The sequence below is a fragment of the Bradyrhizobium cosmicum genome, assembly GCF_032290525.1.
GTDB lineage: Bacteria > Pseudomonadota > Alphaproteobacteria > Rhizobiales > Xanthobacteraceae > Bradyrhizobium > Bradyrhizobium cosmicum_A.
The window spans coordinates 120,825-147,162 of the sequence record NZ_JASXTA010000014.1 but is presented as its reverse complement, the minus strand read 5'-3'; the positions used below and the strand labels follow the sequence as shown (position 1 = coordinate 147,162).

Here is a 26,338-nt window from a genome sequence, read left to right as displayed (position 1 = left end):
CCGCAACGCCGTCACCGCCTGCTCGTGTCGGGCATTTTCCAACTATTCCAATCATACTCCGGTCCGAGCCGATAGGTCCTACCGATTTGCAGATGTCGAGACGATACTCGCTGCCGACCGCGGGCCGGCACTTGCCCGCGTCTCGCCGCATCGCAGAACGATCCCGACGGTGCGGACGAGGAACCATCATTTGGAACTCACCTGGGTGGGATCCCGTTCTTGACACGGGCAGGTTTGCTGCGAGGGTAGCAGTGGTTGCCACCCAGCGGAGCTCGCCAATGCCCAGCAAGCACAGCCTGAACGTGTCCCTCACGGGCGAACTCTGCGACTTCATCTCTGCGCAAGTCGCCTCGGGCCGTTTCCGGACGTCGAGCGAGGTCGTCAGGGCGGCCCTGCGCCTGCTGGAGAAAGACGCTTCGCGATCGCAGCCTTCATCCTGGCCCGGCCTTACCAAGCGACCACTTTCCGGAGCCAAGGCCAACGGCGTCGCCGCACGGTCGCGGAGTTCACGAACGTGACTGACACAGCAGACTTTCCCATCATCTGCCTCGGCGCGTCAGCTGGCGGCGTCGAAGCGCTGGAAGGATTTTTTCGCGGTCTGCCTGCACAACCGGGGCTCGCGCTGGTCATCGTGACCCATCTCAGCCCGGACAGGGAAAGTGTGCTGCACGAAATCGTGAGTCGCTATACGGATCTACCAGTGCGGGTCGCCGCCGATTCCATGACCGTCGAAGTCGACAATATCTATGTGATGCCGGCCGATTCCATCCTTGGCATCGAGAACCGACAGCTGACGCTGCGCAAAAACAACACTCGCCGCGAGCGCAAGCCGATCGACATCTTCATGAGCGCGCTGGCCGTTGATATCGGCGAGCTCTCCGGCGGCGTCATTCTCTCCGGTGGGGATGCCGACGGCACACTTGGCGTCAAGGCCATCAAGGAGCGTGGCGGGATTACGTTCGCGCAGGTCGGCGACGGCTTCGGCCCCCAGCATCCGGACATGCCGGATGCCGCAATCTCGAGTGGCTTGATCGATTTTGCCATTCCGGTACAGGACATGGGGGCGAAGCTGGTCGAGTTTGCCCGCAGCAACCATCTGTTCGAACAGCTGACCGGCGGCGCGGCCGATCCCGCCGAGGATTCGACGGTCAGCCAGGCTTTGCCGGAGATCTACGGCATCCTCCGAAATCAGATCGGTCATGACTTCAGCGGCTACAAGACGAAAACCTTCATCCGTCGCGTTCAGCGCCGCATGCAGGTCACCCAACTCACGACGATCGAAGCCTATGTGGAGCTGTTGCGGCAGGAGCCGCCTGAAGTTGGCGCCCTGTTCCGCGATTTGCTCATCAATGTCACGAATTTCTTCCGTGACGAGGACGCCTTCGAGGCGCTCGCGACGTCGGTCATTCCCAAGCTTTTTGAAGGGCGCGGGGCCGACGACACGGTTCGGATCTGGATCCCGGGGTGTGCCACCGGAGAGGAGGTGTTTTCAATCGGAATCCTGGTGCGGGAGTATATGGACCGATTGACCGCGGTGCCGCGGGTGCAGATCTTTGCAACCGACATCGACGACCGGGCGCTCTCGGCGGCGCGGGCTGCCCGCTATCCGGGTGCCCTGCTGGATACCGTGTCGCCCGAGCGGCGCAGGCGCTTTTTTGTGTCGGATGCCGGCAGCTATGTCGTGTCCAAGGACGTGCGCGAGCTTTGCATTTTTTCGCCGCACAGCGTCATTCGCGATCCGCCGTTCTCGCGCATCGACATGGTGTCCTGCCGCAACTTGCTGATCTACTTCGGCGCCGACATGCAGAATCAGGTGATCCCGACATTCCACTATGCGCTGCGCCCGGAAGGCTATCTCTTTCTCGGTTCAGCCGAAAATGTCAGCCAATTTGCGGAATTATTTGTACCGGTCGAGAAGCGACATCGGATTTTTCGCCGGCGCGCCGACTCTGCCTCTCCCGCACGACTTCCCATTGCCCTGCACGGTCTGCGGCCGAGTACGGACCTCGTTCCGCGGCGGCAGCCGCTCGCCGGCCTCGCCTTGCGCCACGTCGTGGAGGAGCAGGTCGTCGAGCATTTCGCTCCTCCGCATGTCGTTGTGAACCACGACGGCGACGTCGTCTACTACTCGACACGGACCGGCAAATATCTGGAAGCGCCGGCGGGGGCGCCGACGCGGCAACTGCTGACGATGGCTCGCAAGGGCCTTCGGCTCGATCTGCGGACGCTGTTCCGCGAGACTGTCGAGACCGGACGAATGGCAACGCGCAACGGCATCTCGCTGGACAGCGAGGACGGCGGGGTCCAGATCGTCAATCTGACAATCGAGCCGCTGGGCGATAGCACCACCGGCGAGCCGCTCTTTCTGGTGCTCTTCTCCGATCAAGGACCGGTTCTCAGCCGGGAGGAGGCCCTGAACCGGGCTCAGATCAGTCATGACGGCGCGGCTGCGCACACCGAGCGCGAGCTGCGCGAGACCAGGGACCGTCTGCAATCCATGATCGAGGAGTACGAAACTGCGCTGGAAGAACTGAAGTCCTCGAATGAAGAGCTCGTCTCGGTCAACGAGGAAATGCAGTCGACCAACGAGGAACTCGAGGCTTCGAAGGAAGAGCTGCAATCGGTCAATGAGGAGCTTCATACGGTCAATGCCGAGCTCAACGGCAAGGTGGATGCGCTGGACCGGGCCAACAACGACCTGCAAAACCTGTTTGAAAGCACCGATGTCGCCACCATTTTTCTCGACAGAAAGCTCGCCATCCGCAGTTTTACCCCGGCGGTCTCCAAGGTGTTCAACATACTGCCGACCGACAAGGGACGGCCGATCACCGACCTTTCGAGCAGGCTGAACCTCACGGGCTTTGCAGACGACATCGCGCGGGTGTTCGCAGGCGCGGATCCGATCGAGAGAAGGGTCGACAGCGGACATGGCCCTCACTATTTGGTGCGGCTGGCGCCTTACCGCGACGGTGGCCAGAAGATCGAGGGCGTGGTCGTCACGTTCATCGATGTCACCAGCCTGACGCGTTCGGAAGCCCGACAACGCGTTCTCATCGCCGAACTTCAACATCGGACCCGCAATCTGTTGTCAGTCGTCCAATCGCTGGCTCAACAGACCCTCGGAAAAGGCGGCTCATTGCAAGCGTTCTCGACCCGGCTTGCGGCCCTCGGCCGCGTTCAGAGCCTCGTCAGCGGTGCCATGGACGGTCACATCGATCTTGGCGACATCATCCGGCTGGAACTGCAGGCCGTCGGCGCAGACGACGACAAGGTGTCGCTGTCCGGTCCGCCGGTCGCCCTGGATTTCGAGCTCGTCCAGACCATCGGACTTGCCCTGCACGAGCTCGCGACGAATGCGATCAAGTACGGGGCGCTTAGGGAGGACCAAGGAAAACTCGAGGTCTCCTGGAGCGTTCAAAGCAACGGCGAGAGCGTTCCGAGTCTGCTGCTGAACTGGAAGGAAAGCGGAGTTCCCAAGCTGTCCAAGCCATCGCACAAGGGCTTCGGGCGGGACCTCATCGAGCGGGCGCTCGCATATACTTTGCGCGCCAAGACCAAACTGTCGTTCGGCGAGGACGGGGTGCTCTGTCATGTTGAATTGCCGCTGCCGGCGACAGATGCCTCCGCAAGACAGGGAGCATTGAGTGCCGGGTGAATCCGCAACCCTTCGAGGCCGCCGGATCCTCGTCGTGGAGGACGATTACCTGCTCGCTCAGATTCTAAGCGATTTCCTGGAGGACGCTGAAGTCAACGTCATCGGACCGGTCGGCTCGGTCGATGAGGCGCTTGCCATGGTCGAGACCGCCCCCGAAAGTTTCGACGGCGCCATCCTCGACGTCAATCTTCATGGCAGCAAATCGTACCCTGTCGCCGATGCGCTCGCCGCGCGTTCGATTCCCTTCCTGTTTGCGACTGGATACAGCCGGAATGCGCTTGATGAGCGCTATCGAGATCATCCACGATGCGAAAAGCCGTTCGATCAGGTCACGCTCCTTTCCATGTTTGGCAGATTGTTCAACAATGATGCTGCCTAGGAGGATTTCTCCGCGTTCCTGAGGCTGGGCGGCACGGGGCACGCGGGCTCCCGACGACCCACCGCCCGCGCGTTCCATGCGACTTGGGAACCATGGCGCGGCGTTCGACGTTTCCATTCTGCAAAGCCAGAGCGAGTAGCGGAACATGGGCAACAGCGGCGTCGGAATGCTCCTTGGAGATATCTCGGTGACGGCACTTTGGATGCTGTTCATTGGCGCCTTCATTCTCGGTGGGGCGATCCTGTATGGCGTCATGAAGACCGGCCGGTTGCGCAGAAGCGAGCGTGCGCAACTCGATCGGAACACCGAGGCGGCCCAGCGCCGCGATGATCCCCAGAAGCGCGCCTTCTGAGAGGACTACGCTTCAAGCCTCCCCCAGCCGGCGCGCGCGATTGCTGAGATATCGCGCCTTGGTCTGCGGCTTGATGAAGAGCGTCACGACCGATGGATGATGCTCGCGTATCTGCGTTTCAATGGCCACGATGGCTTGCTCGATGTCATCGGCGCGTCTGTCATCGGAGAACTCGACGCTGAGAGCCGCGACGATTTCCGTCGGGGACATCTGAACCGTCAGCAAGCCGTTCGCCCGCAGCACACCCGGTGACTGCCTGGTCAGTTCCAGAATCGACCGTGCGAGTTCCGGGTCGGCCGGCTCTCCAATCAGGAGGCTTTTGCTTTCACGCGCCAGCACGACCGACGTCATTCCGAGGAGGACACCGATCAGAATAGACCCGGCGCCGTCCCACACCGGCTGCTTCAGCAAGACTGCCGCCGCCGTCGCGATGGCTGCGATGACGATGCCGACAAGAGCCGCACTGTCCTCGAGAAGAACCATGAATGCCGGAGGGTCCTTGCTCCGGATGAATGCCCTGTAATAGCCGAACCGCTCACCGTCTGCGCGAAAGCGGCGAAGGGCGATCAGCCAGGATGTGCCTTCAAAAACGAAAGACAGTCCGAGCACCACATAGCTGACGATGGGATCCTCGATGGGATCCGGACTGATCACGTGCACGACGCCCTGATAGAACGACACGCCCGCGCCGAGCGCGAAGATCAGCAATGCAACGATGAAACTCCAGAAATAGAGCTCGCGGCCGTATCCGAGCGGGTGGGACTCGTCCGGCGGCCGATTGGCACGACGATAGCCGTAAAGCAGCAGCGCCTCGTTGGTGGTATCGACGACCGAGTGGATGGCTTCGCTGGTCATCGCAGAACTTCCCGTCCAAAGCGCGGCGGCGATCTTCGTCAGCGCAACCATGGCGTTTCCAACCAATGCGGCATAGACGGCAGTTTTTGATGATCTTTCCTCCCCGCTCATCGCACTCTCTTCGCCAGGGTGGTGGGCAGACGGCCTACACGAGATGTCGCGGCAGGCTGTTATGGATTGCACATGCAGCCACCGCCGCGTGACCAAACGCAACGGAGATCTGATGAACGTCAGTGACGACGTCACCAATGCCATACAGGCCCTCTACGGAGGTGCGCTGATGATCATCAACACTGAGATATCCGTCTTTTGTATGTTTTGCACCCAGCGACACTGCGAGTTGCGAGCGGACCTCAGCTCCCATCGCCGGGTAGACGATATCGAATTCGATGATATCCCCTCTGTTGAAAGAGGCTTGAAGCCTGCGACCCCGGCGATTCAATTGCACATTGGGTGCATCGACGATTTCCACGCCGGCTGCGGCCAGCCGCGATCTTGCTTCGGCATCAGCAGGTTCGGTCGCGAGCACGGTCACGTCCCGAGAATAGCCGCGCAAGAACAAGGCTTTGCCTGCGGCATGAGCCGGCGGGCCTATGACGCCCATCCGGCGACCAATCGCTTCGTAGGCATCGCAAACAGGGCAGTAGCGCAAAAGGCCGTCGGCGATCGCAGTTCGCCACTCCTGGAAAGGCGGATGATGGTCCACGATCCCGCAGGCCAGCACGACGGCCCTGGCGTCGGTTTCGCCTCCGACCCAAGCGGCGTGGAATCCGTTCTGACTCCGCGTCAGGTGAGTGACCTCGGACGTGACTCGCCGCACCTGAAGGTCAGCGATTTGCGCTGACATCCGCGCAAGCAGGTCGGTGCCGGACAAGCCGTGCGCGAAGCCAGGAACATTATTGCTCTGCGGAATCAATTCAGCGCGGCTTGCACCGGCATCCACAACGCATACGCGGCGCCGAAACCGTGCAAGATAGATCGCGGCCAGCAACCCGGCCGGACCGCCCCCGATGATCAGGCAATCAAGCGGTGCTGCCTCGCTTGTTTCATGGTGGCGAGCCATAGCGCTGAACCCTGCCTTCGGCTTTCAAACCCGCGATGCGCGACCTTCGACCAACCCGGGTCGCAAGGCGCAGTTCCGCGCCATAGGAAGCAGAAGCGCGATCCGGTTTCGGACTAGCGGATGAAGGCGGCGGCGTGAGCGCCCTCGGCAGGCAGGTCGAATTGTGCGATTCGCCTGTCGAGGCGCCATAGCTCGATGCGATGGGTGAGCACAAGCGAAGCCGCCTCGCGTTTGGCCTCCTCGTCATCGCCACAGACGAGATTGATGCAGCCGAAAACATGGCCGTCCAAATCAATCTGGAAGGCGCGGTAATGCCTCATGCCGTGCATGGTCACTCGTCCGATCTCCTGTACCCGGGCGCGCTCAACCAATCCGTCAGGCTGGAGGCCACCTCGTTCTGCATCGCACGTTGCAGCAAGATATCTCGTGCCTTGCCCGGCGGCATGCGCTGCGCGTGCTCACGTGCCTTATCTGCCGATGTCAGCAGCCGCTGCTGGAGCGATTGCGTCTGTTTAGTTCGCTTGCGTGTGGCGGTCATGTGCGCTTCCACGGACTTACGAGGAAGGAAACGGCCCCGGCAGGAGGTATGGCGCCGGGGCCGATGCATGCCGGCCTGGGGCGGCCCAAGCGGCACTACCGTTAGCTTCAGGCGCAAGCCCTGTTCCCGCATTCGGATAGGTTAATCTCGCGCGAGATTTTCAAAAAATGGCAGACAAGCTCAGCGCCGAAGCGGGGCTGGAGACATCACGAAGTGTGTGCAGTCATAGCGCTCGCCAAAAAGGCGAGCCGCGGTGATTGCCTGTCAGGCCACAGCCATCCAGACCAGCGCTGCGACCATCATCAGAAAGCCGGCAACCGCAGTGCCCACAAAAAAGCGCTCTACGTGGTCCATCGCCACCGCAGCCCCCGTTCCACACCGAGAGTTTTGACGACGGCGACAGCATCGGCATTATAGAATGTGAATCGGCGGCCTGCGCTGCTGCGTATTTTTGAAGCCGCGCAGCACCTTGCGGGCTCGCCCTAGGACTTCGCTGTGCCGGGCGCAGCCATGTTGCGGTGCTGCCTGGCAAGCAGTTCGACAGCGATTTTTCAAGCCGCCATAGCAACTATCGCTTTTTGCTCGACTTAGATGCGTCAAGCTCAGGTTGGAGAAACCCATGAAAGCGCTCGTCTGGCATGGCAAGGAGGATATCCGGTGCGACACCGTGACCGATCCGGAGATCCAGGACCCGCGTGACGCCATCATCAAGGTCACAAGCTGCGCCATCTGCGGCTCGGACCTGCACCTGTTCCACAATTTCATTCCAGGGATGCTGCCCGGTGACATCATGGGACATGAGACCATGGGAGAAGTCGTCGAGGTCGGCTCCGGCGTCGATGGCAAGCTCAAGAAGGGCGATCGCATCGTGGTGCCCTTCACCATCATTTGCGGCGAATGCGATCAGTGCAAACGCGGTAATTTTTCGGTCTGCGAGACCACCAACCGCAAGCGGGAGCTCGGCGACAAGGTATTCGGGCACAGCACCGCCGGACTGTTCGGTTACACGCATCTGACCGGCGGCTATCCGGGCGGCCAGGCGGAATATTTGCGCGTGCCCTTTGCCGATGCCACGCACATCAAGGTTCCCGAGGGCATTCCGGACGAGCAGGTGCTGTTTCTCAGCGACATCTTTCCGACAGGCTGGCAGGCCGCCGTTCATTGCGACATAGAGCCGACTGACACCGTTGCGATCTGGGGCTGTGGGCCAGTCGGCCAGATGGCGATCCGCAGCGCTATCCTGCTCGGTGCCAATCAGGTCATCGCCATCGACTGCATCCCGGAACGGCTCAGCATGGCCGAGGCCGGCGGCGCCACGACGATCGACTTCGAGACCGAAAGCGTGCTCGAGCGGATCAAGGAGCTGACGGACGGCAGGGGTCCGGAAAAATGCATCGATGCGACCGGCATGGAAGCGCATGTGACGGCCTCGCAGCCGGACACGCTGCTCGACCGCGCCAAGCAGATGGTGATGCTCGAAAGCGATCGACCGCATGTGCTGCGTGAGATGATCTATGTCTGCCGCCCCGGCGGCATCATCTCCGTTGCGGGCGTCTACAGCGGCTTCTCCGACAAGATTCCGATGGGCGCTTTCATGAACAAGGGACTGACGATGCGATCGGGACAGACCCACGTCAACCGCTGGACCGACGACCTGCTCCGCCGGATCGAACAAGGCGAGATCGATCCGTCTTTCGTGATCACGCACACCGTCCCCCTGGAACGCGGCCCGGAGATGTACCAGGTGTTTCGCGACAAGCGGGACTCCTGCGTCAAGGTCGTATTGAAGCCCTGAAGCAAGCGAGCAAGACATGTTTCATTTCTCCAACATCGTGAGGACCAAGGGCGATCCGAGGATCGTGGACAGCGGAACCAGTCTCGCGCGGCCCGAAGATCGGCTGGCGCGTGCGCTCGGCTGGTTCAGCATCGGCCTCGGACTGGCCGAGCTTTTCGCACCGCGCCGGGTCACGCAGACGCTGGGGATGGAGGGGCAGGAAACGCTGGTGCGCGCGTTCGGTGCCCGGGAAATCGTCAGCGGGATCATGTCCCTCTCCGTCGACAAGAACGCCGGCCTGTGGGCGCGCGTCGGCGGCGACGGCCTGGATGCTGCCGCCCTCTTCTCGGCACTGACGCCGGACAATCCCAAGAAGGGCAACGTCGCATTGGCCCTTCTCATGATCGGCGGCATCGCAATGCTCGATTATCGCGCCGCGCAGGAGACCAGGCCGAAGCGTCCTTCGCCCGGAGCAAGGCGCCGGCTCTACCCGGACCGGAGCGGATTTCCAAGCGGGCTCGCGGCTGTCAGAGATCGGGCCAGGCAGTTGACGAACGGCGTCCGCTCTTGAGCATGTTGCGACGGTCAAGGCCGCAAGGCATGTCGTGAAGTCCCAAGCAATGTGACCGAGGATGCCGGCGAAATGTACTTTGCCCGCTGACTTAGCAAACGTTAATGTGACACTCCTCCAACCAAGGTCAAATACCACGCTGGCAACGTGTAACTGGACGCCTGATGCAAGCAGGATTCGCTTTCTCCAAGCTGGCAGACAGACTGTCGAGCCTCACCGATCTGACCACCCAGGACCTTGACTTGCTCGCGCACATGCCGAGCACCATCGTGCACGTTGGAGCTCATCAGACCGTGGTGCGACACCACGGTGAGACGGAGCATTGCTGCCTTCTGCTGCAAGGCTATCTTTGCTGGCACGTCGCGGCGGGACAGGACGGGCAGATCACGTCGATATATGTTCCCGGCGACGTTCCCGATCTGCCCACACTTTACCATCCTTCCGCCGGGGCCAATCTCGTCGCGCTCGGATCAGCCGTCATCGCTCTCGTGCCTCACGACTTCTTTCGGGAGCTGTCCGCGAACTCGCCCGCGATGTCCCGGGCGTTGCTTCTGATGATGCTGGCCGATCTGGCCATCCAGCGAAACTGGACCGTGACCCTGGGCAGCCGTGATGCCCTCTGCCGCGTGGCGCACCTTCTTTGCGAAATCAGGGAGCGCCTGCACGGCGTCGGTCTCGCGAAGGACTTCAGCTTTTCTTCACCCTTCACGCAATCGGACCTCGCGGCGGCGTGCGGTATCTCCCCAGTCCACGCAAATCGAACGATACAGGAACTGCGTCGGCGCAACCTCCTGCAATGGCATGGAAAGACCATGACCATCACGGACTGGCCGGGCCTGGTCCGTCTTGCAGGTTTCGATCCCGCCTATCTGCACACGCGTCCTCACGGCGGCGGAGCGCGGCCGCCGCAGCCGGCAGCAGTCTCGATGGGAGTGGAACTCGCCTGAAGCTTCATGCGGCCCGGTTTCCGCTCGGCGCGCGAGAGCAGCGCCTGCCGCACTTCATCGACAACGCCGTCCCATTGGCCTGACGTTTCCTGGTGGAAAAGCCGCAAGCTTGGATACCAGAAGGTATGTGCTTCCGAAGCAGGCCAACGCCAGTCGCAGTCGGCATGCAGCAACACCCAGGCTTCGCATCCCAGCGCTCCCGCCAGGTGCGCAACCATCGTGTCGACGCAAACGACGAGGTCGAGCTGACGGAGACGATGTCCGAGCGCGACGATGTCAGGCGTGCTGATGTCCCGTGCGCCCGTTTCCGCGAGACGATCGGCGCCCGCGCCGCGCTGGAGCGAGTATAGCGTTATGTTGTCATGCCCAAGACGTCGCAAAAGCTCCGCAGGAATGGCACGCCGCTTGTCCCAGGCGCCGACCTCCCAGACCAGGCCGACGGCCAAGCCGCTGGAGTGCTCCAGTGGTTCCGCACATGCGCCACCGTGCGGCAGCGTCAGGTACGGCGCTCGCATCTCGGCCGCGTCTCGCCCGACACGGAGGGCATGGGGGACTTCCATGATCTCGATATCCGTCTCGAATTCAACGCAGGGCGTCCCATCGTGAAGCGGAATAGCGAGGTCGACGCCTTCCGTTCGCTCGACCAGCGGCAACAGCTCGGCCTGGCACCAGACTGTCACGCTGCGGGCGACGGCTGCAAGCGCGGGCATAAAACGGAGAAACTGGATCGTGTCACCGAGTCCGTGATAGCAGCGGACAAGCACATGCTTGTCTGCGAGCTGCTCGCCTCGCCAGATCCGTTGGAGATGACGAGGCCCCGCATGCTTGGGAGGCAGCGCAAGCGTCGCCAGATCCCGATCTGTGATCGCCCAGGCCTGCAGGAACGCGCCCGCACGCATTGCTTCTGTCCAGCCGCCCTGCCCGCCCATGCGAGGCCACCGACTAGGATTTTACGAACTTGTGGAAACGGCTCAACTCACCGTCCTTGGTCCGATCCTGATGAAGGAACGCGATCCCGGCGTCATCGAACTTCTCGAAGAATTCGTCCCAGCCGATCCGCTTCAGACCTTCATCGGGAGGATCGAAATCGATCCGCAGGATACCGGCATGTCCGTTGTCCTCGGTTGCCTTGACGGTGGCGGGCTTTCCGCCGCGCTGATCCGCCCATTTCCGAATGACATCGTGGTCGGTGGTCTTCTGGGCTTCGCTGTCCTGAGCGGTCGAATGGTCTTGGGTCTTTGAATGGCTCGCTTTCATTGGGCACCTTCCTTGCTGGCGCGCTGGACTCCGACGTGCGGGTGAGGGCCCCGCTTTCCCGTCCAACGCCGGCCGGCAGCATTGGTTCTTTGGGCGCCGAAAGGCGGCAGCATCATCATCTTCTTCTTCCACCAGGAAGCTCTTCGTTCCCTCCAAGCGCCTGCAGATTCTAATCCAGGTTAAGCCTCTTGCATTTTGTGTGGCCTAAAGCGCTCTGGCCGCTCCGCAGCATGACCTGAGCAGGAACGAACATACCCGCCGCACGTTCGCCGATCTACTTACGTCGACGCCACTTGCGTCCTGGAGGGCCTCAATCCATGCATTCACGTCTTCAAGACAGGCGGCGCGTGCGCGTCGGCATCGTCGGTGTCGGCAATTGCGCAAGCTCTCTGGTCCAGGGGCTCACCTACTACCGGAGCGCCGAGTCGAACGAGCCGGTGCCCGGGCTGATGAATGTCGATCTCGGCGGCTATCACATCAGCGATATTCAGATCGCTTCGGCATTCGACGTCAACGCAACCAAGGTCGGATGCGATGTTGCCGAAGCGATCCTGGCCAAGCCGAACAACACGCACCGCTTTTGCGATGTTGCCGAAACCGGGGTGATCGTGCAGCGCGGGCCCGTCATGGACGGGGTCGGCCGCTACCTCCAGGACGACATCCCGATCGCCGACGTTCCGGAAGCCGATGTCGTGGAGGTCCTGTCGACATCGCGCACCGACGTTCTGGTATCGTATCTTCCCGTCGGGTCCCAGCAGGCGAGCGAATGGTACGCCGCACGTGCGATCGAGGCCGGCTGCGGCTACGTGAATTGCATCCCGGTCTTTATTGCCTCGAACCCCGATTGGCAGCGGCGGTTTGAGGACGCAGGCTTGCCGATCATCGGCGACGACATCAAGAGCCAGGTCGGCGCCACCATCGTTCACCGCGTGCTGGCCAATCTGTTTCGCGACCGCGGCGTCAGGCTCGACCGAACCTACCAACTCAACGTCGGCGGCAATACCGATTTCAAGAACATGCTCGAGCGGGAGCGGCTGACGTCCAAGAAGATATCCAAGACACAGGCCGTCACCAGCCAGTTCGAAGTTCCGATGGAAGCCGACAACATCCACGTCGGCCCCAGCGATCATGTGCCCTGGCTTACCGACCGTAAACTTGCTTTCATCCGGCTGGAAGGAACGACATTCGGCGGCGTTCCCCTGAGTGCGGAAGTCAAGCTGGAGGTTTGGGACTCCCCCAATTCGGCCGGTGTCGTGATCGACGCGGTCCGCTGCGCCAAACTTGCGATGGATCGCGGACAGGCCGGCGCGCTGACGGGCCCCTCGAGCTACTTCATGAAGTCGCCGCCGCGGCAGTTCACCGATGAGGAGGCCGGACGCCGGACACGGGCCTTCATCGCAGACAAGGCCTATACGTGATGGCGATGATCGTTCACCTCGTGCGTCACGGTCATCACGGCCTGCTGGGACGCACCCTATGCGGACGGATGAAGGGGATCTCGCTCGACAATCTCGGCTGTCAGGAGATGGCGCGTTGTGCCGACACCATCAGGCCGCGGCCGACCTTGATCCTGTCAAGCCCGCAGCGGCGCTGCATGCAGTCGGCCTGCATCGTGGCCGCTCGCTTCGGCCTCCCGGTCGAGATCGTGCCCGCCCTCGATGAACTGAATTACGGCGAATGGACCGGACGAACCTTCGAAGACCTCGGCCGCGATCCGCAATGGTCCAGTTGGAATACGCGGCGCGGAGCGAGCCGTCCGCCGAGCGGCGAATGCATGCGATCGCTCCAGCGCCGCGTCGTAGGCCATCTCGAGCAACTGCGAAGCGATCATCGCGACGACACCATTGTCGCTGTCAGCCACGCGGAGCCGATTCGGGCCGCGCTCCTGCATTATTCCCGAATTGAGCTCGATAACTTCCTCTCCATCGAGATTGATCCAGCCAGCATCAGTACGCTCAGCGTTGAAAACGGTGGGCTCACGATCACCGGCATCAACCAGCGGGTGTCTGCGTGAAGATCGTCATCTTCGGCCTGACCATCTCTTCCTCCTGGGGCAATGGCCATGCGACCCTGTGGCGTGGCCTCTGCAAGCATCTGGCGCGGCTCGGACACACAATCGTGTTCTTCGAGCGCGACGTGCCGTATTACGCCGGAGCCAGGGATCTTTACGAGTTGCCCGGTGGTCGTCTGACCCTGTTTTGGGATTGGGACAACGTACGTCCCACGGCGAGAAGCGACATTCGCGACGCGGACGTCGCAATCGTGACCTCGTATTGTCCGGACGCGATCGCGGCGACCGAACTGATCCTTGACGAGGGTCGCGGAGTTCTAGTGTTCTACGACCTGGACACGCCGGTCACTCTGGCGAAGCTCATGGCGGGAGAAGCGGTGAGCTATATCGGCCGGCGCGGCCTGAAGGACTTCGATCTGGTCCTGAGCTTCACCGGAGGACCACGGATCTCGGACGAGTTCCGCACCAGGCTCGGCGCACGTCATGTCGACGCGCTTTACGGTCATGTCGACACCGACATTCACAGGCCGGTATCGCCACAACCACATTATCGCGCAGACCTGTCCTACCTCGGCACGTATTCCGAGGATCGTCAGCAAACGCTCGAAACATTGTTCGTGAAGCCCGCGCAGGCGCGGCACGACCTTCGCTTCCTGATCGGAGGCGCCCAATATCCCGACACTTTCCCATGGTCGCCCAACATCTATTTCGTCCAGCACTTGCCGCCGTCTGAACATGCGCCGTTCTTTGCGTCGTCTCGTCTGACGCTCAATGTCACGCGCCCGGCAATGGCGGAGATGGGTTGGTGCCCGTCTGGCCGACTGTTCGAAGCCGCGGCTTGCGGGGCGCCACTCCTGAGCGACAACTGGCAAGGGATCGAGGCGTTCTTCGCTCCCGGCGACGAGATCCTGATCGCACGCGACGAGGCCGACACACTCGCGGCCTTGGCGATGCCCGATGCCGAGCTTCGACGCATTGCGCAAAGGGCGAGCGAGCGAACCATGGACAAGCACACATCGGACAAGCGGGCCCGCGAACTCATCTCGCTGCTGGAACGAGCCGCATGCGCTGGCACGCGCCATCAACAATCCGAGGAGACCTGACATGTGGGGCATCGTGCCGGCTGCTGGTCGCGGCAGCCGTATCCAGCCACTCGCCTTCTCGAAGGAATTGCTACCGGTCGGCCGCCGGGAAGATGACGGCACCGACCGTCCCTGCGCGGTCTCTGAATATCTTCTGGAGCGCCTGATCCTGGGCGGTGCAGACAAAATCTGCTTCGTGATCTCGCCCGGCAAGTCCGACATTCTCGAATATTTCGGTGACCATTATGGCAGCGCCCAGCTCGCCTATGTCGTGCAGCCGGAGCCATCCGGACTGTGCGACGCAGTGTTCCGAGCCGGCACGGTCGTCGGCAAGGACGAGGACGTCGTCGTCGGTCTTCCCGACACTGTCTGGTTTCCCAAGGCCGCGTTGCAGGCGCTGCCGAACGCCGACCTCTCCTTCCTCCTGTTTCCGGTGGAACACCCAGAGCTTTTCGACGCTGTGATGCTCGATGGCGACCAGGTGAAAGAGATTCAGGTGAAACAACCGGATCCCGCGTCAAAATGGATATGGGGAGCCTTCCGGATGTCCGCCCAAGGGTTCCGCCAGCTCCAGGCGCTCTGGAGCGAGCGCGATCGCCAAGACGAATATTTCGGCACGCTGGTTAATGCCTATCTCGCCGCCGGCGGTCGCGGTACTGGCGTGAAGGCGGGCGAATCCTATGTCGATGTCGGCACCATCGATGGCTATCGGACGGCGATGGCCCTGCTCGCTGGGAGCGCCACGGGAAACGGCCGCTCGCGATTGCGAGCCGGCGGATCCCCGGATACGGGGCGCGCGCCGGCCATCACGAACGACGGAGCGGTTGCATGACCCGAGGCGTCCTTTCCCGTGATGAAATTCGCCGGCGCATCGATGCGCTGGGTCCGTGGTTTCATAATCTCGATCTTGACGGCGTTCCGACCGCACCCACGCATTTCCTCGGCGACTACCCGAACGTCAAATGGCGACGGTTCTCCGGCGTCATTCCTGACCGGCTCGAAGGAAAGACCGTGCTGGATATCGGCTGCAACGCCGGCTTTTACGCGATGGAAATGAAGCGGCGCGGCGCCGAGCGTGTGCTCGGGCTCGATACCGACGAGGAGTATCTGGAACAAGCTCGCTTCGCCGCGGACGTCAAGGGGCTCAGGATCGAGTTTCGCAAGATGTCGGCCTATGACGTGGGCCAGCTCCACGAAAAGTTCGATCTCGTGATCTTCATGGGCGTGCTCTATCACCTTCGGCATCCCCTGCTCGCGCTGGACCTCATCCATGAGCACGTGGCTGGCGATCTGCTGCTGTTCCAATCGATGCAGCGCGGCGATAGCCAAGTCGATTTCGTGGATAGGAATTACGACTTCTGGACCACGGAGCATTTCGACTCGGCCGGCTATCCGAAGCTGCATTTCGTCGAGCACAAATACGCCGATGATCCCACCAATTGGTGGGTGCCCAACCGGGCCTGCGTGGAGGCCATGCTCCGCAGTTCTGGTTTCGCTATCACCGCACATCCGGAAGACGAGGTCTATCTCTGCAAGCGGACAGAGCGGCCGCAAGCTGACGGCCCCGTCTATCCCGTCCGGAGACCAGGCTGATGATCGAAGCTGCCAAGATCTGGAACGAACCGAACAACAAATCGCACTGGGACATCCTGATCGATCCCGACTGGGCAATGTTCGCAGACATGGTCACCGCCGCGGGCAAGGCGATCCGTACCGCGCATCCGGCGTTGCCGCGCGTGCTGGGCGGCATATCACCGATCGATCCATCCTTCGTCCGGAACATGCAGGTCCGGGGCGTTCTCGACCACGTCGATGCGGTGGCCGTGCACGGCTTTCCGCTGGACTGGAATCTGTGGAAAATCGGGGAATGGCCGAACAAGCTGGATGAAATAAGGGCGGTCACCTCGCTTCCGGTCTGGGTGACCGAAGTCGGCGTTTCGTCCTTCGGCGCCGAAGAGGTGCAGGCCTGGGGTCTGTCGCGCACGGCAGAACTCCTGATCGGCCATGCGCCACGTATTCACTGGTACAGCCTCTACGATCTCCCCTCCACCTGGGAAGCCACCACGCGGCACAAGGAGGCTGAGGGCTCCTCCTACTATCGCCATTTTCACATGGGGTTGCTGCGTGAGGATGGGACGCCGAAGGCCGCGCTCGACCTGTTTGGCCGCTACGCGCGCGACATGGGCCTGTGCCAGTGGTTTCACTTCGAGGATCATCGCCTGGATGATGCAGCGCGCTGGATGCAGCGCCTCGGCGTGGTGCATCTCAGGACGGGCTTGTCGTGGGCTGACAGCTTCCGTCCGAACGCCCTTGATTGGTTCGATCGTCAGATGGATGCCCTGGCAGGCTTTCAGGTTACCGTCACGTTCTGCTTCACGCCCGAACACAGGGGCATCGCCCCTCACCACACAAGTCCACCGCTTGACGTGAACGAATTCGCGGACTTCTGCGCGCAAATGGTCGAGCGTTACTGCGTGAGAACCGGCGTCTCGGCTCGCACCCCGCCTCCTGCGCCCGCCGATGAGGAGCGTGCATGCGTGCCCTGATCCTGGTAATGGATTCCGTGGGCATCGGTGGCGCCCCCGATGCCCGGCACTACGGCGATCAGGGCGCCGACACTGTCGGTCATATCGCCGACGCCTGCGCGCGGGGGCACGCCGATGGCGACGCGCGCGAGGGACCCTTGCGTCTTCCCAATCTCGTGGCAATGGGCCTGGGCCAAGCCTGCCGCCTCGCCACCGGGCGTATTCCTCCGGGTCTGGGCGGCGTCGCCGTCGAGCAATCCCAGTTCGGATGCGCGAGCGAGGTGTCGCGGGGCAAAGATACGCCATCGGGGCACTGGGAAATCGCCGGCGTTCCCGTCCCGTTCGAGTGGGGATATTTTCCAAGAACAACACCTTGCTTTCCTGGCGAACTGGTGGAGCGCCTGTGTGCGCAAGCGATGCTGCCCGGCATTCTCGGGAATTGTCACGCCTCCGGAACGGACATCATTGCCGAGTTCGGCGAGCGCCACATGCAAAGCGGGGAACCGATTTGCTACACCTCCGCCGACAGCGTTTTCCAGATCGCCGCACATGAAGAGGCCTTCGGGCTCGAACGCCTCTACGAGGTCTGTTCGATCGCACGCAAGCTGGTCAATTCCCTGAATATCGGCCGCGTTATTGCGCGGCCGTTCATCGGCACTTCCGGACGCGACTTCAAGCGGACCTCGCACCGCCGGGATTATTCCGTTCCCCCGCCGGGACGAACACTCCTCGATCTCGCCGAGAGCGACCATCGCGACGTCGTCTCGATCGGGAAGATCGACGACATCTTCGCCCACCGCGGCACCGGACGTAACACGCGAGGCGACGGCAATGATGCACTCTTCGACGCCACGCTCAAACAGCTGCATGGCCTTGCGGACGGCGGCCTGTTGTTCGCGAACTTCGTGGATTTCGACACGATCTACGGCCATCGCCGCGACGTGACGGGATACGCCGCGGCGCTCGAAGCCTTCGATGCACGCCTGCCGGAGTTGCTGGACGGCCTGCGAAGCGACGATCTTCTGATCATCACCGCGGACCACGGCTGCGATCCGTCCTGGAGCGGAACAGATCACACCCGCGAGCAGGTGCCGATCCTGGCCCTGAATGCGAGGCGAAGCTCACGGATCGGGCGGCGGACCGGCTTTGCCGACATCGGAGCGTCCGTCGCCGCGCATCTCGAGCTGCCGCCGCGCCTCCAGGGCACCAGCTTCTGACAGCACGCCTGCGATTCACTCAGGTTATTGATCCAGGTTAGGGAAATTTTCGTTTGTACATTCCGGAGGAACGAACATTCCTTGCACCGCTTCTAACTTCGAACGTGACTGGCGCGCGGGTCGCCCGACCAATTAGCAAAGCGCGCTTCCACTCTCATTCAGGCCGCTCTCGCAGGATCGGCCTCATGCGGCACGGAGCGGTGAATGACGCGAGTAATGATCACTGGGGGCGCGGGGTTCATCGGCTCCCATGCTGCGGATGTCCTCCTTGCGGCCGGCTACGAGGTGAGACTCCTCGACAATCTCTCGCCCCAGATTCACGGCGGCAATCGTCAACGCCCGGCCTATCTCGCCGAGGACGCTGAACTCGTCATCGGGGACGTCACCGATGCACTTGCCGTCGAACACGCTTTGCGCGGGGCCGACATGGTTCTCCATCTCGCCTCCGCCGTTGGCGTTGGCCAGAGCATGTACGACATCGAACCTTACGTCAGAACGAACGAGGTCGGCACAGCCGTGCTGTTGCAGGCGCTGTCGAAGCGGCCGGTCGAGCGGCTGGTCGTGGCATCGTCCATGAGCATCTATGGCGAGGGCCTCTATTGCGGCACCGACCGCGGGGTCGTTGCCTGCGAAGAGCGGCCGATCGAACAGCTTCGCCGCGGTGATTGGGAATTGCGCGACAAGGCCGGTCATCCCCTCGAACCCATTCCGACGCCCGAGACAAAGCAGCCATCGCTGAGCTCGATCTACGCGCTGAACAAATACGCGCAGGAGCGCATGTGCCTGATTACGGGCAAGGCCTATGGCATTCCCACGATAGCCCTGCGCTTCTTCAACGTGTTCGGTCCCCGCCAGGCCTTGTCCAACCCCTACACCGGCGTGCTCGCCATTTTTGCCGCGCGGCTGCTCAACGGACGCTCGCCACTGGTGTTCGAGGACGGCCTGCAGCGCCGCGACTTCGTCCATGTGCATGATGTCGCACGGGCATGCCGCATAGCGCTTGAGGCCGAACACGCCCAGGACGTCTTCAATGTCGGCTCCGGCCTCAGCCGAACCATCGTTTCGGTGGCGCGAGATCTGGCCGAAGTGATGGGCCGAACTCACATCGAACCTGAAATCACCGGAAAATACCGCGCGGGAGATATTCGGCACTGTTTCGCCGATATCGGCAAGTCGCGCGATCTGCTCGGCTTTGAGCCGCATGTTGCCTTCAAGGATGGCCTCGAAGAGCTCGCCGAATATCTCGCGGACCAGATTGCCGATGATCAGGCCGAGCGAGCCCACAGGGAGCTGCTGCAACGGGGATTGGTGGCGTGATGACCCAGACCAGCGACAACAAACCAGTCCTTATCACCGGCGGCTGCGGCTTCATCGGCTGCAATCTGGCCGATCGGCTTGCGGAGCGTGGCCAGAACGTTCTGGTGCTGGACAATCTGGCTCGCTTGGGGGTGCGCGAGAACGCGCAGTGGCTGAAGTCCAGGCATGGCGAGAAGATTGCCATCACGGTTGCCGATATCCGTGATCCTATACCGGTGATCGACGCCGTGCGCGAGGCTCGCGCCGTGCTGCACCTGGCAGCCCAGGTGGCGGTCACCGACAGCGTGAGCGATCCCGCCTCCGATTTCGAGATCAACGCGCGCGGTACGCTCAACGTTCTCGAAGCCGTCCGCCTGCACAACAAGCAGGCCCCCGTGATCTTCGCTTCGACCAACAAAGTCTATGGCCGCCTGATCGACGACAGCGCGATCCGGCTCTCCGGTCGCCGCTACCTGCCGAACGACGATGTCTTGGCCGGCGGTGTCTCCGAGAATGCGCCGCTCGATTTCTATAGCCCCTATGGCTGTTCCAAGGGCACGGCAGACCAATACGTTCACGACTACGCTCGTGTGTTCGGTCTCCGGACGGTGGTGATGCGGATGAGTTGCATCTACGGCCCCCGCCAGTTCGGGACGGAGGATCAGGGCTGGATCGCGCATTTTCTGTTGAGCGCAATCCGCGGAAATCCGCTCACGATCTACGGCGACGGCAAGCAGGTCCGTGATGCACTTCACGTCTCGGATGCGGTCACCGCCTGGCTTGCCGCGCTCGACGGCATGGACACGGTCCGCGGACGCGTGTTCAACCTCGGCGGTGGCCCCGCCAATGCGATCAGCCTGCTGGAATTGATCGACGGCATCGCCGATCTGACCGGTCGCAAGGTCGCATACAACTTCGCCGATTGGCGTCCCGGCGATCAGCCCTGGTACGTCACCGACACACGCGCGTTGTCCGTAGCGCTTGGTTGGGCTCCGCAGATTGCCGTCACGGAAGGCCTCCGCTCACTCCACACATGGCTCGACAGCCGCTTCGCATCCCCGCATGGCAGCCGCGAGGCTCTGGCATGACGCGCGTCGCTCTCATCAACCCCAACTGGGACTTCGGCGGCAGCATCTATTTCGGCTGCCGGTCCCCTCACCTGCCGCTCGAGCTCGGAATTTCCGATCACCATTTGAAGACCGCCGGGCACAAGACCCTGCTGCTCGACGCGCACATGTTCGATCTGTCCCTGATCGAGATCGAGGCCGAGCTGCGGGCATTCGGCCCCGACTTGATCATCATCACGACGGCGCCGACCTATCTGTTCTGGCGTTGCGCGCCGCCCGAGCTTCGGGTGCCACAGGAGCTGGCGCTGGCGATCCGCGACCTCGCTCCGGTCCTGGTCGCGATTGGCCCCCACGGCTCGACCACGCCGCGGGCGGCGCTGAAGAAGCTCGGCGTCGACATCGTCGTGATGGGAGAATGCGAGACCTCCCTGCTTCGGCTGGCCAATGGCGAGCGCGACTTCGCCGGCCTGTGCTTTACCGACGGAGCCTCGATCCGGGTCAATGGAGGCCCTCAGGCGGTCGACTTTAGGGATCAGCCGCCGCTGCGCTGGCCGGACGAAATGGTGCGGCGCCACCACCACCATCATCACCGCTTCGAGGCCGAGCCGCTCGCTCCGGGCGCTGAAGTCGAGGCGTCCCGGGGTTGCCCATACAGCTGCACGTTCTGCGCCAAGGACAATTTTCGCAACGGCTATCGCAAACGCCCTCCCGCGATCGTCCTGGATGAAATCGACGGGCTCCGCGAACAGGGCATCGAATATGTCTACTTCATCGATGAGATCTTTCTCCCGAACAGAGAGCTGCTCGAGGGACTGATCGCGCGCGGGCTGAAGTTTGGCGTGCAGACGCGGATCGACCTCTGGAAGCCGGACATGCTGGCCTTGCTCGGCGAGGCCGGCTGCGTCTCGATCGAGGCCGGTATCGAGAGCCTGACCGTGGAGGGGCGCGCCGCGCTCGCCAAGAACTGCAAGATGACCACCGACCAACTGGCCGAGCGGCTGGTCGAGGCACGCCGTCATGTTCCTTTCGTTCAGGCCAATTTGATCGAAGTGCCCGAGGACGATGATCCGGTCGTGCAGCGCTGGCGCCGGCAGATGCGAGATGCGGGAGTCTGGGCGAATGATCCGGTGCCGCTCTACCCCTATCCGGGCTCGCCGGATTACAGAAAGCTATGGGGTGAGCCCGACGATTTCGCCTGGGAACGCGCGCATCGGCACTATCTGGCGTTGTTCGATCAGTTCAGCGACGTACAGAACGATCGTCCCGTCCCCCTCGATAACCTCGAACTTCGGGTTGCGCCATGAGCCATCTCGCGGAGGTCAGGATCCTGATGACCACCGACACCGTGGGCGGGGTGTGGACCTATGGCTGCGGCCTCGCGACGGCGCTCGCCAAAGCCGGCGCCGAGGTCGACCTCGTGACATTGGGGCCCCGCGCGCGCGCAGATCAGCGGGCGATGCTGCATGGCTCTCGGGTGCGCCTGATCGAGACGGACCTGGCGCTTGAATGGCGGGATCCTGAAGGGCAGAACGTCTCGGACGCACGGCGCGTCCTTACCGGCCTCGAGGCCAAACTCAGGCCCGACCTTGTTCATCTCAACAGCTTTCGCGAAGCATCCTTCGGATGGCGCGCGCCGACCGTGCTCGCGGCACACTCCTGCGTTCGCTCCTGGGCGCGGGCCTGTCGGGACACGGCCTGGCTGGAGGAGCCACGATGGCGCCGCTACACCGAACGGGTTGCTGCAGCTCTCGACATCACCCAAGCCTGGGTGTGCCCGAGCCGGTCCTTCCACAGCGAGATCGTGGAGATCTACCGTCCCCGCACCCCTGGCGCCACGATCTGGAACGGGATCGCGCCCGGCAGTCCCGGCGGGCGAAAACAGAACCTGATCCTGGCGGCCGGTCGACTTTGGGACCGCGCCAAGAACCTCGAGGCTCTGACGGCCGCGGCGCCCGGACTGCCTTGGCCCATCGAGGTTGCGGGACCGGCCGACACAAGCCCGTCGGCTTCCGTGAGCTGGCTTGGACAATTGCCGCACGAGGTCCTGCGCGCACGCCTGCAACATGCCGGAATCTTCGTCACCCCGGCGCTCTACGAGCCGTTCGGGCTATCAGTTCTCGAGGCCGCGGCAGCGGGTTGCGCACTCGTCCTGTCCGACATTCCGACCTTCCGGGAATTGTGGAGCGGAGCTGCCCTGTTCGTCGATCCCGCCGACGGCCAGGCGCTGCATCGCGCGCTTGCGCATCTGTGCACCAATGAGCGTGAGCGCACCCGGCTGCAACGTGCCGCCTATGAGCATTCCCTGACCTATTCCCTGACACGGATGACGAACGCCTATCTGAAGCTCTACGAAGCGTTGCTCACATCGTGGCGCGCGCAGGCGCCGGACGGCCCCATCGAGGTGCGCGCATGAAATGCGTCCTGTTCTACCACGCGTTCAGTTCCTGCTGGAACAACGGCAATGCGCATTTTTTGCGAGGCTATTCGCGCGAGCTGCACTCGCTCGGTCACGAGGTCATTGTCTATGAACCCGTCGACGGCTGGAGCCGGTTGAATGCGATACGAGAGGGCGGCACTCAGGCGATGGACGACATTCCGGCGCTCTTCCCCGGGATCGACGTTCGCCGCTATGACGCATTGCTGGATCTTGATAGCGCGCTGCACGGCGCCGATCTCGTGATTGTTCACGAATGGAGTTCGCCCGATCTGATCGCCCAAATCGGGCGCAGGCGTGCGCGAGGCGCTTCGTTTGCGCTGCTGTTTCACGATACCCACCACCGGGCCGTCACTGCGCCGGAAGAACTTGCGCAGTTCGACCTCGATGGGTTCGACGGCGTGCTCGCCTTCGGTGAGGTGCTCCGCCAGATCTACCTGAAGCTCGGCTGGGCCAACCGGGCCTTCACGTGGCACGAGGCGGCGGACGTCGCCCTGTACCATCCGTTGCCGCACATCGAACGGACCGACGATTTGATCTGGATCGGCAACTGGGGCGACGGCGAGCGAGCCGCTGAACTCAACGAATTCCTGGTTGATCCGGTCGCCGAGCTGAAGCTCAGCGCGAGTGCCTACGGCGTCCGCTACTCGGATGCAGCGCTCGACACCATTCGGGCCGCAGGCATCCGGTATGGCGGCTGGCTGCCGGCCCATTGGGCTCCCGCCGCTTTCGCCAGCGCGCGCGCCACGGTGCATGTGCCGCGTGGCCCCTATGTCCGGTCTCTTCCCGGCATCCCGACCATTCGCGTGTTCGAGGCGATGGCGTGCGGCGTCCCACTGGTGTCGGCGCCCTGGGTTGATGCCGAAGGGCTGTTCCCGGAGGGCGCCTATCTCAGCGCCGCCAATGGCGCACAGATGAAGAGCGCCCTGCGCGCACTGCTGGATGACCGCGAGCTGTCTTTTGCAACGGTGCAAGCGGGGCTCCGGACGATCACGCAAAAGCACACCTGTCACCATCGCGTGCAACAGCTGCTCGCAATCGTCGAGGACATCCGGGCTCCGGACCAGCCGCAGCACCGGCCGTACATCGGAGCTGTCGCATGAAAATCTGCTTCTTCGGTTCGAGCCTCGTCTCGTCTTACTGGAACGGCGCAGCGACCTATTATCGTGGCATGCTGAAGGAAATCGCGGCACTCGGGCACGATATCACCTTCTTCGAGCCTGATGCCTTCGAGCGCCAGGCGCATCGCGATATCGCAGATCCCGACTGGGCAAGGGTGGTCGTCTATCCGGCAACGCCCGACGGCTGGCAACGCAGCATCGAGACGGCGGCGAACTCGGCCGACATGCTGATCAAGGCGAGCGGCGTCGGCGTGTTCGATCAGGAATTGGAAATCGCCGCGGCCAACGTTCCATCAAAGGCGATGCGCATCTACTGGGATGTCGACGCGCCTGCCACGCTGGAGTCGATGGCGGATGACCCTCATCATCATCTCCGCCGCGCAATCCGATCCTACGACATGGTGCTGACCTATGGCGGCGGCGAGCCGGTCGTCTCCGCCTATCGCGCCATCGGTGCGCGGGAGTGCGTACCGATCTACAATGCGCTCGACCCCGCAACGCACTATTCCGCCCCGCCGAATCCACGGTTCGGCTGCGATCTCAGCCTGCTGGCGAACCGCTTGCCCGACCGCGAGCAGCGCGTCGAAAGGTTCTTCATCGACGTTGCACGTTCGCTGCCGGCAAAGACGTTTGTGCTCGGCGGCTCCGGTTGGGACAACAAGGACACCCCTGCCAATCTGCGCAAGGTCGGGCACGTCGGAACGTCCGACCACAACGCATTCTTCGGCTCAGGCCTGGCCACACTGAATATCAATCGCGACAGCATGGCTCGATACGGGTTCTCGCCTCCGACACGTGTCTTTGAGGCCATCGGCGCCGGCGCCTGCCTGATCACCGATCAATGGGATGGCATCGATCATTTCCTCGAGCCCGGCCGCGAGGTCCTGGTGGCCTCGACAGGCGACGAGGTCGCGGACCACATCAGCGCCTTGAGCCCTGGTCGCGCACAGGCAATCGCCAGCCGCGCACGTGTGCGCATCCTTGGCCATCACACCTACCGCCATCGCGCGCGCCAGTTCAACGATCTATTTGTCGGAAGCAGTTCGCGAATCGAGGCAGCAGAATGAACCTCAACATTGTCGTCATCGGTCTTTCGGTCACATCATCCTGGGGCAACGGTCACGCCACGACCTACCGCGCCCTGATCGAGGCCCTGGCGCAACGTGGCCACCGCGTTACCTTTCTGGAGCGGGACGTCTCGTGGTACCGAAACCATCGCGATCTGGTGAAGCCTTCTGCATGGAACGTCGGTCTCTACGAGACTCTGAGTGACATTCCACGCCGCTTTGGACAGCTTATCCGTGGGGCCAATCTGGTTATCATCGGCTCCTTCGTCCCGGATGGCATCGCGATTTCCGAATGGGTCACGACCCACGCCCAGGGCGTCACGGCCTTCTACGATATCGATACGCCGGTCACGTTGTCCCGACTCGAACAAGGGCTCGATTACCTTTCCGCCGCGATGATCCCGCGTTTCGATCTCTATCTCTCCTTCTCCGGTGGTCCAGTCCCGCAGATGATCGAGGAGAAATACGGCAGCCCATTGGCAAGAGCCCTGTATTGCAGCGCCGATACGGAGCGATACACGCCTCAGCAGGCGGAGCTGAAATGGTCGCTCGGCTATCTCGGGACCTACAGCGACGACAGGCAACCGACGCTCGAACAACTGCTTCTCGCTCCCGCTCGCACGCTCCCGTTCGAGCAGTTCGTCGTCGCTGGAGCCCAATATCCGGAACACCTCACTTGGCCCGGAAACGTGTCCCGGATCGAGCATCTCACGCCACAACAGCACCCGATGTTCTACTCGGAGCAGCGCTTCACCCTCAACGCGACGCGAACCGACATGCGCGCTCTCGGCTTCTCGCCGAGCGTTCGGCTGTTTGAAGCCGCCGCTTGCGGAACACCGGTTATTTCAGACCAGTGGTCTGGAATCGAGACCATCTTCAAGCCGTCGCATGAAATTCTTCTCGTCTCGAACCCGCACGATGTCGTCGATATCCTTCGGGACATGACCGAGGAACGCCGTCGCACGATCGCGGACAATGCGAGACGGCGAGTGCTCGCGGATCACACCTCGTATCATAGGGCCGAGCAACTGGAGACTTACTATCTGGAAGCATCCGCGCGGCGGCGGCGCAAATCAAGAAAATTGTCCGAAATCCGGCCGGTGCAGGTCGCCGAATTCTGAAGGGAG

27 protein-coding genes are annotated in these 26,338 nt (G+C 62.4%); 21 read left to right on the top strand and 6 right to left on the bottom strand.

What is annotated here, in order from left to right:
• The first annotated feature begins 92 nt into the window (after positions 1-92).
• From QSV46_RS24510 to QSV46_RS24495, 4 genes are all read left to right on the top strand, one after another.
• The gene (locus tag QSV46_RS24510) at positions 93-518 is read left to right on the top strand and encodes a type II toxin-antitoxin system ParD family antitoxin (RefSeq protein ID WP_314957839.1); all 426 of its coding nucleotides are present in this window, start codon (positions 93-95) and stop codon (positions 516-518) included.
• Positions 515-3,655 carry a CheR family methyltransferase gene (locus tag QSV46_RS24505; RefSeq protein WP_314957693.1) on the top strand — a complete coding sequence of 1,047 codons (3,141 nt, stop codon included), beginning with the start codon at positions 515-517 and terminating at the stop codon, positions 3,653-3,655. The genes QSV46_RS24510 and QSV46_RS24505 overlap by 4 nt, the downstream gene beginning before the upstream one ends.
• The gene (locus QSV46_RS24500; protein WP_314957692.1) at positions 3,645-4,034 is read left to right on the top strand and encodes a response regulator; all 390 of its coding nucleotides are present in this window, start codon (positions 3,645-3,647) and stop codon (positions 4,032-4,034) included. The genes QSV46_RS24505 and QSV46_RS24500 overlap by 11 nt, the downstream gene beginning before the upstream one ends.
• A gap of 145 nt (positions 4,035-4,179) precedes the next feature.
• Entirely contained in the window at positions 4,180-4,386 is a 207-nt protein-coding gene (locus QSV46_RS24495) for a hypothetical protein (protein ID WP_314957690.1), read from the top strand.
• A 12-nt stretch (positions 4,387-4,398) separates the two neighbouring features.
• Here the strand turns inward: QSV46_RS24495 and QSV46_RS24490 are convergent, their stop codons facing one another.
• The 4 genes from QSV46_RS24490 to QSV46_RS24475 form a co-directional block, all read right to left on the bottom strand.
• Positions 4,399-5,352, bottom strand: a complete 954-nt coding sequence (locus QSV46_RS24490; RefSeq protein ID WP_314957688.1) for a cation diffusion facilitator family transporter — start codon at positions 5,350-5,352, stop codon at positions 4,399-4,401.
• A gap of 34 nt (positions 5,353-5,386) precedes the next feature.
• Positions 5,387-6,304, bottom strand: coding sequence for an NAD(P)/FAD-dependent oxidoreductase (locus QSV46_RS24485; RefSeq protein WP_314957687.1), 918 nt, complete (start codon positions 6,302-6,304; stop codon positions 5,387-5,389).
• 113 nt (positions 6,305-6,417) lie between these two features.
• Positions 6,418-6,633 (bottom strand): hypothetical protein, encoded by a 216-nt coding sequence (locus tag QSV46_RS24480; RefSeq protein ID WP_314957838.1) that lies wholly within the window; start codon positions 6,631-6,633, stop codon positions 6,418-6,420.
• A gap of 2 nt (positions 6,634-6,635) precedes the next feature.
• Positions 6,636-6,842 carry a hypothetical protein gene (locus QSV46_RS24475; RefSeq protein ID WP_314957685.1) on the bottom strand — a complete coding sequence of 69 codons (207 nt, stop codon included), beginning with the start codon at positions 6,840-6,842 and terminating at the stop codon, positions 6,636-6,638.
• Between the two features lie 619 nt (positions 6,843-7,461).
• Between QSV46_RS24475 and QSV46_RS24470 the strand changes: the two genes are divergently transcribed.
• From QSV46_RS24470 to QSV46_RS24460, 3 genes are all read left to right on the top strand, one after another.
• The gene (locus QSV46_RS24470; RefSeq protein WP_314957684.1) at positions 7,462-8,637 is read left to right on the top strand and encodes a zinc-dependent alcohol dehydrogenase; all 1,176 of its coding nucleotides are present in this window, start codon (positions 7,462-7,464) and stop codon (positions 8,635-8,637) included.
• 16 nt (positions 8,638-8,653) lie between these two features.
• A complete protein-coding gene (locus QSV46_RS24465) occupies positions 8,654-9,187 on the top strand; it encodes a hypothetical protein (protein ID WP_314957683.1) in 534 nt (177 codons plus the stop codon).
• A gap of 164 nt (positions 9,188-9,351) precedes the next feature.
• Positions 9,352-10,134, top strand: coding sequence for a Crp/Fnr family transcriptional regulator (locus QSV46_RS24460; protein ID WP_314957682.1), 783 nt, complete (start codon positions 9,352-9,354; stop codon positions 10,132-10,134).
• On the opposite strand, the gene QSV46_RS24455 is transcribed toward QSV46_RS24460, so the two are convergent.
• Together QSV46_RS24455 and QSV46_RS24450 are read right to left on the bottom strand one after the other, a co-directional pair.
• Positions 10,071-11,063 carry a hypothetical protein gene (locus tag QSV46_RS24455; RefSeq protein ID WP_314957680.1) on the bottom strand — a complete coding sequence of 331 codons (993 nt, stop codon included), beginning with the start codon at positions 11,061-11,063 and terminating at the stop codon, positions 10,071-10,073. The genes QSV46_RS24460 and QSV46_RS24455 overlap by 64 nt on opposite strands.
• A gap of 13 nt (positions 11,064-11,076) precedes the next feature.
• The gene (locus tag QSV46_RS24450; protein ID WP_314957836.1) at positions 11,077-11,391 is read right to left on the bottom strand and encodes a hypothetical protein; all 315 of its coding nucleotides are present in this window, start codon (positions 11,389-11,391) and stop codon (positions 11,077-11,079) included.
• A gap of 317 nt (positions 11,392-11,708) precedes the next feature.
• On the opposite strand from QSV46_RS24450, the gene QSV46_RS24445 reads away from it, so the two are divergent.
• The 14 genes from QSV46_RS24445 (at position 11,709) to QSV46_RS24380 (ending at position 26,332) form a co-directional block, all read left to right on the top strand.
• Entirely contained in the window at positions 11,709-12,809 is a 1,101-nt protein-coding gene (locus QSV46_RS24445) for an inositol-3-phosphate synthase (protein ID WP_314957678.1), read from the top strand.
• On the top strand, positions 12,809-13,405 hold the full coding sequence (locus QSV46_RS24440) for a histidine phosphatase family protein (RefSeq protein ID WP_314957676.1): 597 nt from the start codon (positions 12,809-12,811) through the stop codon (positions 13,403-13,405). Before QSV46_RS24445 ends, QSV46_RS24440 begins: the two co-directional genes overlap by 1 nt.
• A complete protein-coding gene (locus tag QSV46_RS24435; protein ID WP_314957675.1) occupies positions 13,402-14,505 on the top strand; it encodes a glycosyltransferase in 1,104 nt (367 codons plus the stop codon). Before QSV46_RS24440 ends, QSV46_RS24435 begins: the two co-directional genes overlap by 4 nt.
• A 1-nt stretch (position 14,506) precedes the next feature.
• A complete protein-coding gene (locus QSV46_RS24430; protein ID WP_314957673.1) occupies positions 14,507-15,316 on the top strand; it encodes a nucleotidyltransferase family protein in 810 nt (269 codons plus the stop codon).
• Entirely contained in the window at positions 15,313-16,077 is a 765-nt protein-coding gene (locus QSV46_RS24425) for a TIGR04290 family methyltransferase (RefSeq protein ID WP_314957672.1), read from the top strand. The genes QSV46_RS24430 and QSV46_RS24425 overlap by 4 nt, the downstream gene beginning before the upstream one ends.
• Positions 16,077-17,030: a beta-xylosidase gene (locus QSV46_RS24420; protein ID WP_314957671.1), complete on the top strand. Its 954-nt coding sequence runs from the start codon at positions 16,077-16,079 to the stop codon at positions 17,028-17,030. The genes QSV46_RS24425 and QSV46_RS24420 overlap by 1 nt, the downstream gene beginning before the upstream one ends.
• On the top strand, positions 17,018-18,226 hold the full coding sequence (locus QSV46_RS24415) for a phosphopentomutase (protein WP_314957670.1): 1,209 nt from the start codon (positions 17,018-17,020) through the stop codon (positions 18,224-18,226). Before QSV46_RS24420 ends, QSV46_RS24415 begins: the two co-directional genes overlap by 13 nt.
• Before the next feature lie 204 nt (positions 18,227-18,430).
• Complete coding sequence (locus tag QSV46_RS24410; protein ID WP_314957668.1) at positions 18,431-19,543, top strand: NAD-dependent epimerase/dehydratase family protein; 1,113 nt, start codon at positions 18,431-18,433, stop codon at positions 19,541-19,543.
• Positions 19,543-20,610, top strand: coding sequence for an SDR family NAD(P)-dependent oxidoreductase (locus tag QSV46_RS24405; protein WP_314957667.1), 1,068 nt, complete (start codon positions 19,543-19,545; stop codon positions 20,608-20,610). Before QSV46_RS24410 ends, QSV46_RS24405 begins: the two co-directional genes overlap by 1 nt.
• The gene (locus tag QSV46_RS24400; protein WP_314957666.1) at positions 20,607-21,893 is read left to right on the top strand and encodes a TIGR04295 family B12-binding domain-containing radical SAM protein; all 1,287 of its coding nucleotides are present in this window, start codon (positions 20,607-20,609) and stop codon (positions 21,891-21,893) included. Before QSV46_RS24405 ends, QSV46_RS24400 begins: the two co-directional genes overlap by 4 nt.
• Positions 21,890-23,002 carry a glycosyltransferase family 4 protein gene (locus tag QSV46_RS24395; protein WP_314957665.1) on the top strand — a complete coding sequence of 371 codons (1,113 nt, stop codon included), beginning with the start codon at positions 21,890-21,892 and terminating at the stop codon, positions 23,000-23,002. The genes QSV46_RS24400 and QSV46_RS24395 overlap by 4 nt, the downstream gene beginning before the upstream one ends.
• Complete coding sequence (locus tag QSV46_RS24390; RefSeq protein ID WP_314957664.1) at positions 22,999-24,126, top strand: glycosyltransferase; 1,128 nt, start codon at positions 22,999-23,001, stop codon at positions 24,124-24,126. Before QSV46_RS24395 ends, QSV46_RS24390 begins: the two co-directional genes overlap by 4 nt.
• Positions 24,123-25,211 (top strand): glycosyltransferase, encoded by a 1,089-nt coding sequence (locus tag QSV46_RS24385; protein WP_314957663.1) that lies wholly within the window; start codon positions 24,123-24,125, stop codon positions 25,209-25,211. The genes QSV46_RS24390 and QSV46_RS24385 overlap by 4 nt, the downstream gene beginning before the upstream one ends.
• Positions 25,208-26,332 carry a glycosyltransferase gene (locus QSV46_RS24380; protein ID WP_314957661.1) on the top strand — a complete coding sequence of 375 codons (1,125 nt, stop codon included), beginning with the start codon at positions 25,208-25,210 and terminating at the stop codon, positions 26,330-26,332. Before QSV46_RS24385 ends, QSV46_RS24380 begins: the two co-directional genes overlap by 4 nt.
• Positions 26,333-26,338 lie beyond the last annotated feature (6 nt).

Excerpts from the sequence above, each read along its gene's own strand:
- QSV46_RS24510 (WP_314957839.1), top strand. The coding sequence starts at position 93 with ATGTCGAGACGATACTCGCTGCCGACCGCGGGCCGGCACTTGCCCGCG.
- QSV46_RS24405 (WP_314957667.1), top strand. The coding sequence starts at position 19,543 with ATGACCCAGACCAGCGACAACAAACCAGTCCTTATCACCGGCGGCTGC.
- QSV46_RS24415 (WP_314957670.1), top strand. The coding sequence starts at position 17,018 with ATGCGTGCCCTGATCCTGGTAATGGATTCCGTGGGCATCGGTGGCGCC.
- QSV46_RS24475 (WP_314957685.1), bottom strand. The coding sequence starts at position 6,842 with ATGACCGCCACACGCAAGCGAACTAAACAGACGCAATCGCTCCAGCAG.
- QSV46_RS24380 (WP_314957661.1), top strand. The coding sequence starts at position 25,208 with ATGAACCTCAACATTGTCGTCATCGGTCTTTCGGTCACATCATCCTGG.
- QSV46_RS24495 (WP_314957690.1), top strand. The coding sequence starts at position 4,180 with ATGGGCAACAGCGGCGTCGGAATGCTCCTTGGAGATATCTCGGTGACG.
- QSV46_RS24470 (WP_314957684.1), top strand. The coding sequence starts at position 7,462 with ATGAAAGCGCTCGTCTGGCATGGCAAGGAGGATATCCGGTGCGACACC.
- QSV46_RS24420 (WP_314957671.1), top strand. The coding sequence starts at position 16,077 with ATGATCGAAGCTGCCAAGATCTGGAACGAACCGAACAACAAATCGCAC.
- QSV46_RS24485 (WP_314957687.1), bottom strand. The coding sequence starts at position 6,304 with ATGGCTCGCCACCATGAAACAAGCGAGGCAGCACCGCTTGATTGCCTG.
- QSV46_RS24455 (WP_314957680.1), bottom strand. The coding sequence starts at position 11,063 with ATGGGCGGGCAGGGCGGCTGGACAGAAGCAATGCGTGCGGGCGCGTTC.
- QSV46_RS24410 (WP_314957668.1), top strand. The coding sequence starts at position 18,431 with ATGACGCGAGTAATGATCACTGGGGGCGCGGGGTTCATCGGCTCCCAT.
- QSV46_RS24400 (WP_314957666.1), top strand. The coding sequence starts at position 20,607 with ATGACGCGCGTCGCTCTCATCAACCCCAACTGGGACTTCGGCGGCAGC.
- QSV46_RS24450 (WP_314957836.1), bottom strand. The coding sequence starts at position 11,391 with ATGAAAGCGAGCCATTCAAAGACCCAAGACCATTCGACCGCTCAGGAC.
- QSV46_RS24390 (WP_314957664.1), top strand. The coding sequence starts at position 22,999 with ATGAAATGCGTCCTGTTCTACCACGCGTTCAGTTCCTGCTGGAACAAC.
- QSV46_RS24440 (WP_314957676.1), top strand. The coding sequence starts at position 12,809 with ATGGCGATGATCGTTCACCTCGTGCGTCACGGTCATCACGGCCTGCTG.
- QSV46_RS24445 (WP_314957678.1), top strand. The coding sequence starts at position 11,709 with ATGCATTCACGTCTTCAAGACAGGCGGCGCGTGCGCGTCGGCATCGTC.
- QSV46_RS24385 (WP_314957663.1), top strand. The coding sequence starts at position 24,123 with ATGAAAATCTGCTTCTTCGGTTCGAGCCTCGTCTCGTCTTACTGGAAC.
- QSV46_RS24490 (WP_314957688.1), bottom strand. The coding sequence starts at position 5,352 with ATGAGCGGGGAGGAAAGATCATCAAAAACTGCCGTCTATGCCGCATTG.
- QSV46_RS24430 (WP_314957673.1), top strand. The coding sequence starts at position 14,507 with ATGTGGGGCATCGTGCCGGCTGCTGGTCGCGGCAGCCGTATCCAGCCA.
- QSV46_RS24395 (WP_314957665.1), top strand. The coding sequence starts at position 21,890 with ATGAGCCATCTCGCGGAGGTCAGGATCCTGATGACCACCGACACCGTG.
- QSV46_RS24465 (WP_314957683.1), top strand. The coding sequence starts at position 8,654 with ATGTTTCATTTCTCCAACATCGTGAGGACCAAGGGCGATCCGAGGATC.
- QSV46_RS24460 (WP_314957682.1), top strand. The coding sequence starts at position 9,352 with ATGCAAGCAGGATTCGCTTTCTCCAAGCTGGCAGACAGACTGTCGAGC.
- QSV46_RS24480 (WP_314957838.1), bottom strand. The coding sequence starts at position 6,633 with ATGCACGGCATGAGGCATTACCGCGCCTTCCAGATTGATTTGGACGGC.
- QSV46_RS24425 (WP_314957672.1), top strand. The coding sequence starts at position 15,313 with ATGACCCGAGGCGTCCTTTCCCGTGATGAAATTCGCCGGCGCATCGAT.